Below are 15,165 nucleotides of genomic sequence, written 5' to 3'. Positions count from 1 at the left end.
AAGCATTGCCGCGGTCGATTGGCCAAAGGGCATGGCAGAAGTAGTGTCTCGATGGCATTGCGCCGCGATATATGGTAAGTCCAATCGCGCTACCTTATGAACCCCGTCTTGACGGTGAGGACACTAGTTTCGGCCCATGACCACCGATATCATCGCAATCGCGTCCGATCATGCGGGCTACGGGCTGAAATGCGACATCGGCCATGAGCTGAGTTCGCTGGGCTATGAAGTCCTCGATCTCGGTGCGAATAGTGAAGACAGCGTCGATTACCCGGATTTTGCCGATGCGCTGGCGGCAGCAATACATGACGGTCGGGCGCGTCGGGGCGTTCTCGTTTGCGGCAGCGGCATCGGAATCAGCATGGCCGCCAATCGTCATCGCGGGATCCGTGCGGCACCCTGTTATACAGAGGAGGCAGCCCGCTTGGCGCGGCGGCACAATGACGCAAATGTGCTCGCACTTGGATCACGTTTCACCGATCTCGACACGGCCAAGCGCTGCCTGCGGGCGTTCCTTGAAACTGAATTTGAAGGCGGCCGTCATGCACGCCGAGTCGATAAGCTCGATTCAATTGCCGCGGCGGCGGCACCTGGTGACTAACGCCATGCTCCGTGAATCGGGGCGGGACCAAAAGGAGTGCGTTTGCAAATGGGCAAATCAGGCTGACCATTTGCGGCGTGGAATCGATTAAACCGGCATCGCCGGTCGCGTACGGAGAGGGAGAGGCATGCGCTGTCCTTTTTGCGGCAACGAAGATACGCAGGTCAAGGATTCGCGACCCACTGAAGATGGCGCAGCGATTCGTCGGAGACGGTTTTGTCCCGCATGCGGGTCGCGGTTCACGACATTCGAGCGGGTCCAGCTTCGAGACCTGGTAATCATCAAAAAGAATGGACAGCGCGCGCCGTTCGACCGCGACAAGCTTATTCGGTCTGTGCGCGTAGCATTGCGCAAACGGCCGGTCGATGACGAGCGGATCGAACGTATGGTGAATGGGATCGTTCGGCGCCTGGAAAGTTCCGGCGAAAACGAGATACCCTCTTCTGTTGTCGGCGAAATGATCATGGACGCTTTGGCCAATGTCGATCAGGTCGCCTATGTCCGTTTCGCATCGGTCTATCGCAATTTCCGCGAGGCCAAGGATTTCGAGGACTTCATCGGCAAGCTCGGCGGGGACGAATCCTAGAGTGTCGGATGCCGATTTCATGGAACTGGCGCTGCGGCTTGCCGCACGCGGTCTCGGTCGTGTATCACCGAATCCCGCTGTTGGCTGCGTCGTCGTTACCGGTCGGCGTATCGTCGGCCGCGGTTGGACTCAACCCACAGGCCGGCCGCATGCCGAGACCGAGGCGTTGGCCCGGGCGAGGGGCCAAGCCAGGGGCGCCACCGCCTATGTCACGCTGGAGCCGTGCGCCCACCACGGCCGCACCCCTCCTTGTGCCGAGGCATTGGTCGATGCCGGGATCGCCCGGGCCGTGGTCGCGGCCGAGGATCCCGATCCTCGTGTGGCGGGCGGGGGCGCCAATATGCTGCGCCAAGCTGGTATCCAAGTTGAAATGGGAGTGCGCCGCGAGGCTGCGGTCGATCTGAATGCCGGTTTTTTCAGCCGCATCGAACGGGGCCGGCCGATGGTAACATTGAAGGCCGCGACGACCCTCGACGGCAGAATCGCGGCCCAAACCGGCCAAAGCAAATGGATTACGGGCGAGCCGGCACGCCGCCGTGCCCATCACCTGCGGGCCGTCCACGACGCCATTCTGATCGGTAGCGAGACCGCGGTGACCGACAATCCGATGCTGACCTGCCGCCTTCCGGGATTGGAAGACCGCTCGCCGATCCGCATCGTCGTCGACCGGCGTCGCCGCATGGAGCCAAGTCTTGCTTTGGTCGAGAGTGCGTCGCGTGTGCCTACCTGGGTTTTTACCGCGCCTGGTGAGGAGACCGAATGGCACGCGCGGTTGGCGGAAGTCGGTGCGGAGGTCATTCCGCTGGCTGGTGCCGAAGACGATTCGGCGGTTGTCGATGGGGTGTTGTCGCTGCTCGCCAACCGGGGAATAACCCGTCTGCTCGTCGAAGGCGGCGCCGGTATTGCCACTGCTTTTGTGAAAGCTGGCGTGGTCGACGAATTGGCTTTGTTTCGCGCGCCCCGCATGTTCGGACAAGGCGGCCGGCCGATCGTTTCGGAACTCGCCCTCGCGGATATCGCCGATGCACCTACCTTCGAGCGGCGGGCTGTGGAAGTCGTGGGCAACGATATTCTGGAAACCTACCGCGCCCGCCACTAGGTTAGCCGGCATGTTCACAGGCATTGTCACCGATGTTGGCTGCGTACGTGCGGTCGACGGATTGGGGGAGGGCGGTCTCCGTCTCACCATCGAGACCGGCTACGAAACCGAGACCGTCGCCCTTGGCGCCTCGATCTCGTGCTCGGGCGTATGCCTGACCGTGGTCGACAAGGGACCGGACTGGTTCGTCGTCGATGCCTCCAACGAGACCCTAGCGCGTACTACGCTCGGGAACTGGACTGCCGGCTCTCGGGTCAATCTGGAACGTGCGTTGCGGTTGGGTGACGAAATGGGCGGTCATATTGTCAGCGGCCACGTCGACGGTGTCGCTGCCGTGGTTTCGATAGCACCCGACGGGACTAGCTGCCGCTATGTGTTTCAGGTTCACACCGGACTGGCGAAATACATTGCGGAGAAGGGCTCGGTTGCGATAGACGGCGTTTCACTGACGGTAAACGGTGTGACGGCCGACCGTTTCGACACCAATGTCATCCCCTTTACGCAAGAGCATACGACATTGGGAACATTGACCGAGGGGCAACCGGTGAACGTAGAAATCGACATGCTGGCGCGATACGTTGCCCGCCTGAGGGAGCAGTCGTGAACGAATCGGACCGAACATACCTATCGCCTATCGAAGAGATCATCGACGAAGCACGCAATGGCCGCATGATCATTCTCGTCGATGACGAGGCGCGCGAGAACGAAGGGGACCTGATTGTTCCGGCGCAAATGGCAACACCCGAGGCGATAAATTTCATGGCCAAATACGGGCGCGGCCTGATTTGCCTCGCGCTGACCCGAGACCGTGTCGAACATCTCGGCATTTCCTTGATGACGCACGATAATCTCTCGCGCCACCAGACCGCGTTTACCGTTTCGATCGAGGCCCGCGACGGGATAACGACCGGGATATCCGCCCCCGACCGTGCGCGGACCATCTCGATCGCGACCGACCCCAATAGTGGTCGCGAGGACATCGTGAGCCCGGGCCACGTATTTCCATTGGTCGCGCGCGATGGCGGTGTTCTCGTGCGCGCGGGGCACACCGAAGCATCGGTCGATATAGCGAGACTTGCCGGTCTGAGACCGGCGGCGGTGATTTGCGAGGTGATGAACGACGATGGGACCATGGCCCGGCTCCCTGACCTTGTCGGCTTCGCGGCACAACACAGCCTTAAGATTGCAACGATCGCGGATTTGATTGCGTATCGCCGGCGCAATGACCGCATCGTGGAACGGATCGCCGAACGCCCGTTCACCAGCCGGTATGGCGGCGAGTGGCGTATGATCGTCTACAAGAACACGGTCGCCTATGCGGAGCACCTGGCGCTTATCAAGGGCGAAATCGACGACGGTCAACCGACACTCGTTCGCATGCATGCCCTGAATGTGCTCGGCGATGTGCTTGGCGAGAGACGATCCGGCGCCGCCGACCTCCAGGCCTCGATGGAGATGATCGGCGAGAAGGGAAATGGGGTCGTGGTCGTCATCCGGGAACCTCGAGCGACCAGCCTTTCCGACCGCGTCGCTGGGAAGTCTGCGGCTGCGGGTGAGGGCGGAGACCGGGAGCTTCGCGACTACGGCGTGGGCGCACAGATTCTCCTGGATAGCGGTGTCCACGACATGATCTTGTTGACCAATTCCAACCGCACGGTCATTGGTCTCGAGGGCTACGGGTTGCGAATTGTCGAGCGGCGGCCGATCACGTCGCCGGAGGTGACCTCGTGAGCGATCGGACGAACATTCTCATCGTCGAATCACGCTTTTATGAAGACATCGCCGATGAGTTGGCGCGGGGCGCTGTCGCCGCCTTGGAACGGTCGGGCGCTACCCACGATCGTATTGCGGTGCCGGGCGCCTTCGAAATCCCAGCCGCCATCCGGATGGCCCACCTCAGTCGCGGCCCGATTTCTTACGATGGCTACGTTGCTCTGGGATGCGTCATCCGCGGGGAGACCAGCCATTATGACTACGTCTGCGGCGAGAGCGCACGGGGCCTTCAAGATCTCGCGGTTCGACATGGCCTCGCGATTGGCTATGGAATTCTGACCGTAGAGGACAGGGAACAGGCGTGGACGCGGGCATCGGTCGAAAAAATGGACAAGGGCGGAAGTGGCGCCACCGCCTGCCTCGACATGATCGCGCTCCGCCGCCGCCTTGGTGTCGAATGAACGTCCGACGAAACGAGGCAACAGTCGCCGGCGCACGCAGTATGGCCCGTCTGGCGGCGATTCAGGCGCTCTATCAACTCGATATGACCGATCTTTCGGTTGATAAGGTGGTCGGCGAATTCGCGCAGTACCGCCTCGGGGGTGACCTGGACGGCGCCCCGAGGGCGGATGCCGATCGTTCGTACTTCGATGAGCTGGTCCGTAATGCGTCGGCCGATTGTGCGGATCTTGACCGGATAATCGGTGACGTACTCGCGCCGGAATGGCCGCTTCATCGCCTTGACCGGGTACTCAAGGCGATGCTTCGCCTCGGCGGCTACGAGCTTCGCAACCGTCTCGATGTTCCGGCCCGCGTGGTGATTTCGGAGTATGTGGATATCGCGCGGTCGTTTTTTGACGGCAAGGAACTGGGACTTGTAAACGGCGTGCTTGATCGGATGGCTCGCACCCTGCGTCGGGAGGAATTTGAGGGCCAATGCGATGGCCGAGAATGATGGCAGCGACGAATTCGGACTGATCGCGCGGTACTTCGCCCCCTTGGCCGCGGAGTATTGGGGCGCGTTCAATTTACTCGACGATGCCGCTGTGCTCAGCGCCGATGCCGATGAAGAAGTGGTCATAACCACCGATGTCTTGGTCGAAGGCGTCCATTTCCGCCGCGAGGACAAAGCCGGCGGCGTGGCGCGTAAGGCGCTCCGCGTTAACCTATCGGATCTCGCCGCGATGGCGGCGCAGCCCGTGGCCTACACGTTGGGACTTGCGCTACCGCACAGCATATCCGAGGACTGGATAGCGGAGTTCGCCGCCGGGTTGGCCGTCGACCAGGAGATGTTCGAGCTGTCGCTGATCGGTGGCGACACGGTCGCGACACCGGGGCCGCTTACGATATCCATTACCGCATTTGGTACATGCCAACGGGGCCTGGCGGTTAAGCGGAACGGAGCTAGGACAGACGACCGGATTTACGTTTCAGGAACCATCGGTGACGCCGCCCTCGGTCTCCGCGCGCTTCGGGCTGGCATGGCTGCCGACAATCCCGACGTCGCACCGCTGATCGACCGTTATTTGCTACCCCGGCCGCGAGTGGCCCTCGGCCTTCACCTCGCCGGCATGGTCCATGCCATGATCGACGTTTCCGATGGCTTGGTTGCCGATCTCCGGCACGTGGCCAGCGCGTCGGGCGTCGGCGCGGAGATCTGGCTGGACCGCGTTCCGGTTTCCGCTGCCGCGAAGCGGCAAATCGCCGCCGATGACGGCTTGACTCGGCTCGCGATCACCGGCGGTGACGATTATGAGCTGCTGTTTGCGGCACCCGAATCGGAAACCAGCGGGATACTTGGCATTGCCGAGAAGCTTGGAACCGCGATTACGGAAATCGGCTGTTTTTTGGCCGAACCCGAGGTCAAGGTTCGCGGCCACGACGGTCGGATGATCGAGATTGACGGCGGCGGATACCGGCATTTTTGAAGGCGATTTCGCCGTTCCAAACTGATTTGACCCCGTTGTTGCGTTGCAGCGAGGATTCTGGCATTTTCCGCGCGACTTTCTGACCGCCGCCGGTTGGGACCCCAATTGCAAAACGGGGCGCGCCGCGCGGCTCCTGTGTTTGGACATCGACCAAGGACCTCAAAAAATGGTGTTTCTCTATATTCTGGTGATCCTCTGCGGGCTCCTGGCCCTTGGCTATGGCTGGTGGGCGAGCAGGAGCGTTCTGTCTGCCGATGCCGGTTCCGAGCGTATGCAGGAAATTGCCGCCGCCATTCAAGAAGGCGCGCGCGCCTATCTGAACCGGCAATACATGACCATCGGTATTGTCGGTATCATCGTCTGTCTCATCTTACTGGCATTCCTCGGATTCAACGTCGCGATCGGATTTGCGATCGGCGCGGTTCTCTCTGCCGCCGCCGGGTATATCGGCATGTATGTGTCGGTTCGCGCCAATGTGCGGACGGCGCATGCCGCCCGTAACGGCCTCGAACCGGCGCTCGACATTGCCTTCAAATCCGGGGCGATCACCGGCATGTTGGTGGTTGGCCTCGGATTGCTGGGGGTCGCGATTTACTACCTCATTCTTCTCGCCTTTGGGGTCGAAACCCGACGGTTGCTCGAAGCGCTGGTAGCGCTCAGCTTTGGCGCGTCGCTGATTTCGATTTTTGCCCGTCTCGGCGGCGGCATATTCACCAAGGGGGCCGATGTCGGAGCGGATCTCGTCGGCAAGATCGAAGCCGGCATTCCCGAAGACGACCCACGCAACGCCGCGGTCATCGCCGACAACGTTGGAGACAACGTCGGTGATTGCGCCGGCATGGCCGCTGATTTGTTCGAGACCTATGCCGTCACCGTTGTTGCGACCATGTTGCTCGCGGCCATTTTCTTCACCGGCGATGTCATGGCCGAGATGATGCTCTACCCACTGGTTATTGGCGCCGTATGTATCATCGCCTCGGTGGTTGCGACATTTGCCGTCCGTCTTGGTCCCAGCGAGAACATCATGGGGGCATTGTACAAGGGCTTTATCGTCAGCGCCGTTGTCTCAGCGATCCTCATCGCCATCATTACGCTGCCGTTCCTCGGTTTCGGAACCGAATATACGGCCGGGGGGGTCACATTTACGGGCTTCAATCTCCTCATTTGCTCGATTGCCGGCTTGGTCGTCACCGGCCTGATCGTGTGGATCACCGAGTACTATACCGGCACCAACCACCGACCGGTTAAGAGTGTCGCGGAATCGTCGAATACCGGGCACGCGACCAATATCATTCAGGGCTTGGCGGTATCGATGGAAGCGACCGCGCTACCGGTATTGGTGATTTCGGCCGGCATAATCGTCGCCTACGTCAACGCCGGGCTGTTCGGCCTGGCCGTGGCCGCGACGACGATGTTGGCGTTGGCCGGCATGGTCGTCGCCCTCGACGCCTATGGGCCGGTGACGGACAACGCCGGCGGCATTGCCGAAATGGCCGAGTTGCCGGAGGACGTGCGCAAGACAACCGACGCGCTCGATGCGGTCGGTAATACGACGAAGGCAGTGACAAAGGGTTACGCTATCGGATCCGCCGGGCTAGCGGCGTTGGTTCTCTTCGCCGCCTATACCGAGGACCTTCACCATTACTTCCCCACCGTTGAAGTCGATTTCACCTTGCAAAACCCCTTCGTCGTCATCGGTCTCTTCATTGGCGGCCTGCTGCCTTACCTGTTTGGCTCGATGGGAATGATGGCTGTCGGCCGTGCAGGGGGACAAGTGGTCGTCGAAGTGCGCCGTCAATTCAAGGAAATCCCCGGGATTATGGAAGGCACCGCGAAACCCGAATACGGTCGCGCTGTCGATCTGCTGACGAAGGCGGCAATCAAGGAAATGATCGTGCCTTCGTTGCTGCCGGTCCTGGCTCCGGTCATCGTCTACTTCGTGATCGCCGCCGCGGCCGGGCAGGGCGCGGCCTTTACGACCCTCGGCGCAATGTTGCTCGGAACCATCGTTACCGGACTTTTCGTGGCGATATCGATGACCTCCGGCGGCGGCGCCTGGGACAATGCCAAGAAATACATTGAGGACGGTCATTGCGGAGGAAAGGGATCGGAGGCCCATATGGCCGCCGTTACCGGCGATACGGTCGGTGACCCCTACAAGGACACGGCGGGGCCGGCCATCAACCCGATGATCAAGATTACCAACATCGTGGCGATTCTGCTGTTGGCGGTGCTGGCGTCGGTTTAGTGGCGCACGCGTCGCGCGACCAGCACGCGGGTGCCGCCGTCGGCACCGCCGACGCCTAAACGGGACGGAAACCGAAGAGGTTAGAGCGGGCTTTCGCCCGCGCTGCCGCCGGAGAAGAGACCCGGGCCGCCGATGAGCGCCTGCCACATTTGTTGCAGGAAGGTCAGCTGCTGGCCTTGGGTCGGAGTTTCGCGGTCGACAATATCGACCTCCTGACCGTCCTCGAGGTCCAACTGCTCGATGCTTGCAACCTGACCGACATCATCGAAGCGGATCATCACCACCTCACGTTCGGTGGCCTCTTCGGGGAAGAACCAGCTGCGTTCGCCGACCTGGCTGATGTAGTACCATGTATTCTTTTCGAAGGCGCCGACCGAAGACGGCGAACCGAGCATGTTCTTGACCTGGGCCTTGCTCTGGACACCCGGCTCGATCTGGGCGAGTTTATCGGGGTCCGGCTTGTTGCCGTGGTTGGAAACGCGGGTCGCACAGGCGCTCAGGGCGGCGATCAGAAAGAGCACCACCAGCCATCGCAGCGGATTTACCCACGTGTCAGACATAGTTCCGTGAAAACCTTGGTTATATCGCCGCAATTCAAACCGGAATCGCGTCGTCCCGGCCCACCACCGTGGACGAAAGATGGCACTGCTCCGTCCGGTGTGTCAACCGATGCCCGAGGGGAATTAGCCTGTGTTACCCGTGATCGGTAAATTGCGAACCGGCGGCGCCAACCGCAAAGCGGCTCGGATGCTTTACATGGCGGCGGTCGGTCAGGCGCGCCGGGGGACGTTCTATCGCTCCGGCGGTGTCCCGGACACCTTGGATGGCCGGTTCGACATGATCGCGCTGCATGTCTTCTTGATCCTCCATCGCCTCCGCAGCGCCCATGGGCGGGGCAAGCTCGTGGGTCAGGCTCTGTTCGATACCATGTTCGCGGACATGGACGAAAACCTCCGAGAACTGGGCGTCGGCGATTTGGCCGTCGGGCGAAGGGTGAAAACAATGGCGAAGGCGCTTTACGGGCGAATTGCAGCCTATCAGGCGGCGCTCGGCTCGCCACGGGCGGACGATTTGGCGGCGGCGCTGTCGCGCAATCTCTACCGCGGCATCGCGCCGGATGACGCCGTCGTTGCGATAATGGCCGATTATGTTCGTTTTCAGGCGGCACACCTTGCCGATCTCGGTGACGGTGACATACTTGACGGCAGCGCTGAATTCGCTCGGTTCCGTGACCTCGACGCGGATCCGGAAATCTAGTTGACCATGCCGAGCATCGTCCCTAATGTGCGCGCCGCTTCCGCCGAGCGGCAAGAATTGGACATCCCAGCAGGCACAGCCATGGCACCGACGCAAGATTCGCGGGCGCTCGAGTTTTCGCACGTCCTCGATCTATCCGGAATGACAGAAATCGCGACTTCCGCGCATCTGCGGGCGGAGCGGCGAGAATGCGCCGCCATCTCCGCGCGGCTCGGCTTGGAGGATATTCGGGCACTCGAGGCGGATATCACGGTGCGGAACGGCCCGGTCAAGGATGTTTTTCTGGTTTCCGGAAATCTCAGGGCCGAGGTCGTGCAAGAATGTGTCGTGACGCTCCAACCGGTGGATATGATCGTTGAGAGTGATTTCGAAACGGTCTATGCCCGCAATGGCGCGGAAGTTGAGGCCATGGGGGAATGCGGAGACGATACGGACCCGCCGGAATTGATTATCGAAGACCGCATCGACCTCGGCGAGGAAGTCGTACAACAGCTCGCTTGTGCCCTTGATCCGTACCCGCGGTCAGCCGGCGCGGAGGTTGATCCACGATGGATTGCCGATGCCGAAGATTCGACGAAATCCGGGCCTTTTGTGGCCCTCGAAGGGCTCCGCCGGAAAAATGACGATCGGTAACCTGCTTGCCGCAAGCGCGTAATTTGTCTAAGAGAACAACGCGTGTAGGCGGCCACGATGAAGAAAGTAAAAAGCTATGGCAGTTCCAAAGAAGAAGATTTCGAAGTCGCGTCGCGACATGCGGAGAGCCCACGATGCCTTGAAGCCCGGCGCTTACGCCGAGTGTGCAAATTGCGGGGAACTCAAGCGGCCGCACCATGTATGTGGTGCTTGCGGCCACTACGATGGTCGCGAGGTTGTGGAGATAGCGGGCGTCTGACCCGATTCCCCCGCTAAAGGTCGAACCCTTGACAGGGAAACTGACCATTGCCCTTGACGCGATGGGTGGCGATCATGCGCCTGAGGCGGTGATCAGGGGCGCGTTGATCGCGCGTAAGCGATTTCCGGATGTTGGCTTTATCCTGGTCGGTGACGAGGCACAAATCGTGCCGTTGCTGGACGAGCACAAAGTCCTGCGGGACGCGGTCGAAGTCCGTCATACCCTCGACGTGATTTCGCCTGAAGACAAACCGTCGGCCGCGCTCCGGGCGGGCAAACGATCAAGCATGCGACTCGCTATCGAGGAAGTGAAACTAGGCAACGCGGCCGGTGTCGTTTCGGGCGGGAACACCGGGGCATTGCTTGCCTTTACCAAGATTGTCTTGCGGGCGCTTCCGGGAATCGACCGCCCCGCCATGGCGGGGTTCGTCCCGACCCGCCGCGGCGAGAGCATTATGCTTGATCTTGGGGCGAACCTGACCTGCGATGCGGAGAACCTGGTCCAGTTCGCCATATTGGGAGAAGTCTTCGCTCGGACGGTCTTTGGGATCGAAAAGCCGACGGTTGGATTGCTCAATGTGGGAACCGAGGACCAAAAGGGCCATGAGGCGGTGCGCGACGCGGCAAGCGTCCTGCGCCAGTCGAATCTCCCAATTGGATTCCATGGTTTCGTCGAAGGCGTTGACATCGCCAGCGGCACGGTTGACGTCGTCGTAACCGATGGCTGGTCGGGAAATATTGCGATCAAGACTGCGGAAGGAACTGGTAAGCTGTTGAACGCATTCCTGCGCGAGGCGTTCAGGAGTTCCATCTTGGCTCGGATCGGATATTTATTTGCCAGCGGCGCATTCCGTAAATTGAGAAAGCGGATCGATCCCCGGCGTTACAACGGCGCCGTCTTTCTCGGCATCAACGGGATCGCGGTCAAAAGCCATGGCGGTTCCGACGCGTTTGGCTTCGCGACCGCCATTGGCGTCGCGGTCGACATGGCTCGGTACGGATTTGTCGAGCGTGCCATCGAAGATTTTGCAAGCCTGTTGCCGCCGGCAACGGGCGTTCGTGCGGCGACGGTGTGAGCATGTATCGTTCACTCATTTGCGGTGTCGGCGCCTATCTTCCGGAACGTGTCGTTACGAACGAGGAATTGGCCAAACGCGTGGATACGACGAACGAATGGATCGTCGAACGCACCGGAATTCGCCAGCGATGCATTGCGGCCGATGACGAGGTGACCTCGGATCTTGCGGTAGCGGCGGCCACACAGGCATTGCAACGCGCCGAGCTGGATATCGGCGACATCGATCTCATCGTGGTCGCGACCACGACCCCCGATCGCACCTTCCCGGCGACGGCCGCGGAGGTTCAGGCCAAGCTCGGCGCGACCTCCGGCGCGGCCTTCGATGTGCAGGCTGTTTGTGCGGGCTTTGTTTATGGCCTGGCCGTGGCCGATAATTTCGTTCGAGTCGGACAGTCGAAGCATGCCTTGGTTATTGGCGCCGAAACGTTTTCCCGGATTCTGGACTGGAACGACCGTAATACCTGTGTCCTGTTCGGTGACGGCGCCGGAGCAGTCGTTATCAAGGCACAAAAAACCAACGGCGACGCCCGGCAACGCGGGATCCTGTCGACCCACCTTCATACCGATGGCCGATATCGTGATCTGTTGGAGGTAAATGGCGGAGTTTCGCTCAATCAGCAAACCGGTCACGTCCGCATGGTCGGGCGCGAGGTGTTCCGCCATGCGGTGGAAAAATTGGCCAAAGTCGTGCACGAAGCACTGGAAGCCAACAACCTCACTCCGGCCGACGTCGACTGGCTGGTACCCCACCAAGCCAACAAACGTATTATCGACGGCACGGTCAGAAAGCTCAATCTATCGCCCGACAATGTCGTGACGACGGTCGACCGTCATGCCAATACGTCGGCGGCGTCGATTCCGTTGGCCCTGTCAGAGGCCGCCCATGACGGCCGGATCAAACAGGGTGATCTCGTCTTGATCGAGGCCATCGGCGGCGGGCTCTCGTGGGGGTCAAGTCTTATAAGATGGTAGATTCGCCATGTATCGGTAAATCCAGACTTCAATAAACTGCGCTAATTCGCTGCCATAAAAGAGTAATTTTAGTTGAGTTTCGTCTTGTCACCGCGGTGACGAGGGCCTACCCGGAGGAAATACCGATCCCAGGATTCGAACAAGAGCTTAAGAAGCGCCCATATCCCTTTGGAATTGACGGATTAATCCGATCAGAGTACGCTTCTAGCAGGGTCATCTAGGGGAGAGAGGGCGCCATGACCGGCAACACAGTCACGCGCGCGGACTTGAGTGAAGCTGTCTACCAAGAGGTTGGCCTGTCGCGGAACGATTCGGCTGAGCTGGTCGAATACGTGCTTGAGGAAATTGCGACGGCGCTGACCCGCGGCGAGGGGGTCAAGATCTCGTCGTTTGGCAGCTTTTCGGTACGCGAGAAGGGCGAACGCATGGGTCGCAACCCGAAGACCGGGGAAGAAGTGCCGATTCTGCCCCGTCGGGTTCTCGTGTTCCGGGCTTCGCACGTGCTGAAGGACCGGATCAATCAGGGCCAGGGAGCAAGCTCTGAACCGGTGGCGATATAGGGATGGGACAAATCGCGGAGAGTAGTGTCAGCAATCGACGCGACGGCAAATCGCCAGGCGCATTTCGGACCATCAGCGAAGTTGCTACGGTGCTCGATGTTCCCCAGCACGTATTGAGGTTCTGGGAGACCAAATTCGCCCAGGTCCGGCCGCTCAAACGCGGTGGTGGCCGGCGTTATTATAGACCCGAGGACGTCGACCTGCTGCGCCGCATTCGCGAGTTGCTATACACCGAGGGTTATACGATCAAGGGCGTGCAGCGGCTCTTGCGCGAGGGCGGGGTAAAAAGCGGGCCCAGAGTAGCCGGCCAACGGACCGGTCCCAACGTGCCGCCTCCGGTTCGGGAGGCGCGAAATCGCCCCGTCGAAGATGCCGGCCGCGACATCGATCCTAAGCTGCGTCGCGAGTTGAAGGCGCTTTTGAAGGAATTGGTCGAAGTTCGTAAATTGCTCCGCGCCGAAGAATAATCCACCTTCGCGATCGTATTGTCATCGTCACGGGCCCGCATTAGAGTGCGCATCGCGGGCGGTGCCCGTTGTTGAATGGTGGCCCGGAGAGTAGCGCAGTCTGGTAGCGCACCACACTGGGGGTGTGGGGGTCGTCGGTTCAAATCCGGCCTCTCCGACCATTCTATTTCAGTTCATTCATGGGCGAAGCGAGCGAGGTCGAATGTCGGCCTCGTTGCCGCCACTTCAGCCTATATTGAATCGAAGGGGACCACGTCGTGCGAAGGGCAGTCGCAAATCTCCGAAATCTTGGCGTGGTTGTTCTTTCGGCCTCGATTCTCCTCGGCTGCGGGATGGTGGGTGGTTCACCGAGCGATGCCTCCGTCGACGCGGTTGAGTCGGCATATATCATCCTCGTCCCGACGCCAACGGGTTCAACCGTGCCGCTCGTTCGCCTCATCGTCGACGCGAACGCTTCCTGTCCGGTCATTTCGATCGCGGATCGGAACGCCGCGACCACGGAACGCAAGAATCCGCACGCGGCGACCTTCCCAATCAAGGTATGCGAGGCGATCTATGAGTACGGTGTCGCCGGACGTGTTGGACAGAGCGGCCGCGCGCTCCCGATCGTCAAGCAGCGGCCGAGACACATCGTCATTTTCGGCGACACGGGTTGTTACGATGATGGCGGCCAAGATTGCGATCGGGCCGCGGCGTGGCCGTTTGGCGCCATGGCCGGATGGGCCGCCGGACGCCAGCCGGATCTATTGATCCATGTCGGCGATTACAATTATCGCGGCACGCCGGGCAGGGTCACGATCGATGGCGTGGCCCACTGGGTCTATGATGCGGGAGACGGCGTGCCGGCGAAGTATGGCTGCCGGCAGCCGGGCCCGTATATCAGCCAGAACGTATCGGGAAGCGACGATTGGGACAATTGGCCGGACTGGCGGGACGATTTCTTCGTGCCGGCCGCCGATCTCCTATCGGTGACACCGCTGGTCGCCTCGCGCGGCAATCATGAACTGTGCAGTCGGGCGGGTCCTGGGTGGTTTTATTTGCTCGGTCCCGGCTCCCCACTTATCGGAGGCGCGATGTCGGAACAAAGCTGCACGCCCGAGAGTGAAACGAGCCCTATTCGATTCGTCGAGCCTTATCGGATCGATCTGAGTGGTCTCGATCTCCTCATGGTCGACAGCGCCAATGCGTGCGATCAAGGGGTCCTGTACCGCGATCACTACACGGAGGAGTTCATCAAGGTGCAAAGTCTTGCCGATAAAGACCCGGCTTGGCTGGTCACGCACCGACCACTTTGGGGACTGCGCGGCGATGATCGTGGAAGCGACGCGGTCTCCGGCAAATTTCTCGTGATAAACCAAACCCTGCAGCGCGCTTTGAGTAGCGCCTCCGGCGGTCACCTTTCGGCTGAAATTGATCTCGTGCTAAGCGGGCATATCCACGTGTTTCAGGCGCTGACATTCGAAGATGATACGCGCCCGCCCCAAATTTTCGTCGGCAATGGCGGCATTGGCCTTCCGAAGCTCGAGCTGGCGCCGGATATGACCGCCGATGTCGACGGCGTGCGGGCGGCGGTCATGACTCGCGACCGTTTCGGTTTTCTCGAAATGTTGGTCGATGATGACGGGGCGTGGCACGGGCGGGTGATCAATCCGGTCGCCGAAAACGGGTTCGATATGCTCGCGGAATGCCAATCGGGACGTCCGCCTTCCGGTGCCGTCTGCATTCCCGGCGGCACCTAGCGTGAACTGCGTTCTTTCGAGTTGCG

At 60.7% G+C, this 15,165-nt stretch carries 18 protein-coding genes and 1 tRNA gene; 18 read left to right on the top strand and 1 reads right to left on the bottom strand.

What is annotated here, in order from left to right:
• Nucleotides 1-136 precede the first annotated feature (136 nt).
• From rpiB to GY791_20555, 9 genes are all read left to right on the top strand, one after another.
• Nucleotides 137-601: a ribose 5-phosphate isomerase B gene (rpiB, locus tag GY791_20595; GenBank protein MCP4330795.1), complete on the top strand. Its 465-nt coding sequence runs from the start codon at nt 137-139 to the stop codon at nt 599-601.
• Between the two features lie 127 nt (nt 602-728).
• Nucleotides 729-1,187, top strand: coding sequence for a transcriptional repressor NrdR (nrdR, locus tag GY791_20590; protein ID MCP4330794.1), 459 nt, complete (start codon nt 729-731; stop codon nt 1,185-1,187).
• Between the two features lie 19 nt (nt 1,188-1,206).
• Nucleotides 1,207-2,286 (top strand): bifunctional diaminohydroxyphosphoribosylaminopyrimidine deaminase/5-amino-6-(5-phosphoribosylamino)uracil reductase RibD, encoded by a 1,080-nt coding sequence (gene ribD / locus GY791_20585; GenBank protein MCP4330793.1) that lies wholly within the window; start codon nt 1,207-1,209, stop codon nt 2,284-2,286.
• 10 nt (nt 2,287-2,296) lie between these two features.
• Nucleotides 2,297-2,890 (top strand): riboflavin synthase, encoded by a 594-nt coding sequence (locus GY791_20580; GenBank protein MCP4330792.1) that lies wholly within the window; start codon nt 2,297-2,299, stop codon nt 2,888-2,890.
• Nucleotides 2,891-2,955: 65 nt separating this feature from the next.
• Nucleotides 2,956-4,017, top strand: coding sequence for a 3,4-dihydroxy-2-butanone-4-phosphate synthase (gene ribB / locus GY791_20575; protein MCP4330791.1), 1,062 nt, complete (start codon nt 2,956-2,958; stop codon nt 4,015-4,017).
• Nucleotides 4,014-4,460, top strand: a complete 447-nt coding sequence (locus tag GY791_20570; protein MCP4330790.1) for a 6,7-dimethyl-8-ribityllumazine synthase — start codon at nt 4,014-4,016, stop codon at nt 4,458-4,460. Before ribB ends, GY791_20570 begins: the two co-directional genes overlap by 4 nt.
• Entirely contained in the window at nt 4,457-4,954 is a 498-nt protein-coding gene (gene nusB / locus GY791_20565; GenBank protein ID MCP4330789.1) for a transcription antitermination factor NusB, read from the top strand. Before GY791_20570 ends, nusB begins: the two co-directional genes overlap by 4 nt.
• Nucleotides 4,941-5,927 (top strand): thiamine-phosphate kinase, encoded by a 987-nt coding sequence (gene thiL / locus GY791_20560; GenBank protein ID MCP4330788.1) that lies wholly within the window; start codon nt 4,941-4,943, stop codon nt 5,925-5,927. Before nusB ends, thiL begins: the two co-directional genes overlap by 14 nt.
• Nucleotides 5,928-6,093: 166 nt before the next feature.
• A complete protein-coding gene (locus GY791_20555) occupies nt 6,094-8,175 on the top strand; it encodes a sodium-translocating pyrophosphatase (protein MCP4330787.1) in 2,082 nt (693 codons plus the stop codon).
• Between the two features lie 80 nt (nt 8,176-8,255).
• Here GY791_20555 and GY791_20550 read toward each other — a convergent pair whose 3' ends face one another.
• On the bottom strand, nt 8,256-8,735 hold the full coding sequence (locus GY791_20550; protein ID MCP4330786.1) for an outer membrane protein assembly factor BamE: 480 nt from the start codon (nt 8,733-8,735) through the stop codon (nt 8,256-8,258).
• Between the two features lie 187 nt (nt 8,736-8,922).
• Between GY791_20550 and GY791_20545 the strand changes: the two genes are divergently transcribed.
• The 9 genes from GY791_20545 (at nt 8,923) to GY791_20505 (ending at nt 15,139) form a co-directional block, all read left to right on the top strand.
• Nucleotides 8,923-9,432, top strand: a complete 510-nt coding sequence (locus tag GY791_20545; GenBank protein ID MCP4330785.1) for a hypothetical protein — start codon at nt 8,923-8,925, stop codon at nt 9,430-9,432.
• An 81-nt stretch (nt 9,433-9,513) separates the two neighbouring features.
• On the top strand, nt 9,514-10,065 hold the full coding sequence (locus GY791_20540) for a DUF177 domain-containing protein (protein MCP4330784.1): 552 nt from the start codon (nt 9,514-9,516) through the stop codon (nt 10,063-10,065).
• Between the two features lie 76 nt (nt 10,066-10,141).
• Complete coding sequence (gene rpmF, locus GY791_20535; GenBank protein MCP4330783.1) at nt 10,142-10,324, top strand: 50S ribosomal protein L32; 183 nt, start codon at nt 10,142-10,144, stop codon at nt 10,322-10,324.
• Between the two features lie 28 nt (nt 10,325-10,352).
• Nucleotides 10,353-11,399 carry a phosphate acyltransferase PlsX gene (gene plsX / locus GY791_20530; GenBank protein MCP4330782.1) on the top strand — a complete coding sequence of 349 codons (1,047 nt, stop codon included), beginning with the start codon at nt 10,353-10,355 and terminating at the stop codon, nt 11,397-11,399.
• A 2-nt stretch (nt 11,400-11,401) separates the two neighbouring features.
• Nucleotides 11,402-12,373 (top strand): ketoacyl-ACP synthase III, encoded by a 972-nt coding sequence (locus GY791_20525; GenBank protein MCP4330781.1) that lies wholly within the window; start codon nt 11,402-11,404, stop codon nt 12,371-12,373.
• 236 nt (nt 12,374-12,609) lie between these two features.
• Nucleotides 12,610-12,933, top strand: a complete 324-nt coding sequence (locus GY791_20520; protein ID MCP4330780.1) for an integration host factor subunit alpha — start codon at nt 12,610-12,612, stop codon at nt 12,931-12,933.
• A gap of 2 nt (nt 12,934-12,935) precedes the next feature.
• Entirely contained in the window at nt 12,936-13,400 is a 465-nt protein-coding gene (locus GY791_20515; GenBank protein MCP4330779.1) for a MerR family transcriptional regulator, read from the top strand.
• An 84-nt stretch (nt 13,401-13,484) separates the two neighbouring features.
• Nucleotides 13,485-13,561, top strand: a tRNA-Pro gene (locus GY791_20510).
• Nucleotides 13,562-13,819: 258 nt separating this feature from the next.
• On the top strand, nt 13,820-15,139 hold the full coding sequence (locus tag GY791_20505) for a hypothetical protein (GenBank protein MCP4330778.1): 1,320 nt from the start codon (nt 13,820-13,822) through the stop codon (nt 15,137-15,139).
• The last annotated feature ends 26 nt before the right edge of the window (nt 15,140-15,165 follow it).

It is taken from the genome of Alphaproteobacteria bacterium, from assembly GCA_024244705.1.
In the GTDB taxonomy this organism is placed as follows: Bacteria; Pseudomonadota; Alphaproteobacteria; order JAAEOK01; family JAAEOK01; genus JAAEOK01.
The sequence above is the reverse complement of the archived record's forward strand: the minus strand, read 5'-3'. Positions and strand labels throughout refer to the sequence as shown.

Excerpts from the sequence above, each read along its gene's own strand:
- rpiB (MCP4330795.1), top strand. The coding sequence starts at position 137 with ATGACCACCGATATCATCGCAATCGCGTCCGATCATGCGGGCTACGGG.
- nrdR (MCP4330794.1), top strand. The coding sequence starts at position 729 with ATGCGCTGTCCTTTTTGCGGCAACGAAGATACGCAGGTCAAGGATTCG.
- ribD (MCP4330793.1), top strand. The coding sequence starts at position 1,207 with ATGGAACTGGCGCTGCGGCTTGCCGCACGCGGTCTCGGTCGTGTATCA.
- GY791_20580 (MCP4330792.1), top strand. The coding sequence starts at position 2,297 with ATGTTCACAGGCATTGTCACCGATGTTGGCTGCGTACGTGCGGTCGAC.
- ribB (MCP4330791.1), top strand. The coding sequence starts at position 2,956 with ATGATCATTCTCGTCGATGACGAGGCGCGCGAGAACGAAGGGGACCTG.
- nusB (MCP4330789.1), top strand. The coding sequence starts at position 4,457 with ATGAACGTCCGACGAAACGAGGCAACAGTCGCCGGCGCACGCAGTATG.
- thiL (MCP4330788.1), top strand. The coding sequence starts at position 4,941 with ATGGCCGAGAATGATGGCAGCGACGAATTCGGACTGATCGCGCGGTAC.
- GY791_20555 (MCP4330787.1), top strand. The coding sequence starts at position 6,094 with ATGGTGTTTCTCTATATTCTGGTGATCCTCTGCGGGCTCCTGGCCCTT.
- GY791_20550 (MCP4330786.1), bottom strand. The coding sequence starts at position 8,735 with ATGTCTGACACGTGGGTAAATCCGCTGCGATGGCTGGTGGTGCTCTTT.
- GY791_20545 (MCP4330785.1), top strand. The coding sequence starts at position 8,923 with ATGCTTTACATGGCGGCGGTCGGTCAGGCGCGCCGGGGGACGTTCTAT.
- GY791_20540 (MCP4330784.1), top strand. The coding sequence starts at position 9,514 with ATGGCACCGACGCAAGATTCGCGGGCGCTCGAGTTTTCGCACGTCCTC.
- rpmF (MCP4330783.1), top strand. The coding sequence starts at position 10,142 with ATGGCAGTTCCAAAGAAGAAGATTTCGAAGTCGCGTCGCGACATGCGG.
- GY791_20525 (MCP4330781.1), top strand. The coding sequence starts at position 11,402 with ATGTATCGTTCACTCATTTGCGGTGTCGGCGCCTATCTTCCGGAACGT.
- GY791_20520 (MCP4330780.1), top strand. The coding sequence starts at position 12,610 with ATGACCGGCAACACAGTCACGCGCGCGGACTTGAGTGAAGCTGTCTAC.
- GY791_20515 (MCP4330779.1), top strand. The coding sequence starts at position 12,936 with ATGGGACAAATCGCGGAGAGTAGTGTCAGCAATCGACGCGACGGCAAA.